Annotated in this window: 1 protein-coding gene; it reads right to left on the bottom strand. The window is 67.4% G+C overall.

Going from position 1 to position 608, the window contains the following annotated elements:
• Positions 1-608: B12-binding domain-containing protein (locus AC1DQC_RS20000; RefSeq protein WP_477052976.1), on the bottom strand; the 608-nt coding region annotated here is incomplete at both ends.

Below are 608 nucleotides of genomic sequence, written 5' to 3'. Positions count from 1 at the left end.
TGGTAGACGTCGGCGAGGTCGTTCTCGACGTAGGAGCGGGTCAGGGCCGCGCCGCCGAGGAGCACCGGGAACTGCTCCGCGACCCCGCGGGAGTTCAGCTCCTGCAGGTTCTCCTTCATCACCACGGTCGACTTCACCAGCAGGCCGGACATGCCGATGACGTCCGCGCGCTTGTCGACGGCGGCCTCGAGGATGGTCGCGATCGGCTGCTTGATGCCGAGGTTGACCACCTCGTAGCCGTTGTTGGACAGGATGATGTCGACGAGGTTCTTGCCGATGTCGTGGACGTCGCCCTTGACGGTCGCCAGCACGATCCGGCCCTTGCCGTCCTCGTCGGACGCCTCCATGTGGGGCTCCAGGTACGCCACCGCGGCCTTCATGACCTCGGCGGACTGCAGCACGAACGGCAGCTGCATCTGACCGGAGCCGAACAGTTCGCCGACCGTCTTCATGCCCGAGAGCAGCGTCTCGTTGATGATCGCCAGCGGCGGGACCTCGGTCATGGCGGCGTCGAGGTCCGGCTCGAGCCCGTTGCGCTCGCCGTCGACGATGCGCCGTTCGAGCCGTTCGAACAGCGGCAGCGCGGCCAGTTCCTCGGCCCGGGTCTC

It is taken from the genome of Cellulomonas sp. P4_H12 (assembly GCF_056400905.1).
The sequence above is the reverse complement of the archived record's forward strand: the minus strand, read 5'-3'. Positions and strand labels throughout refer to the sequence as shown.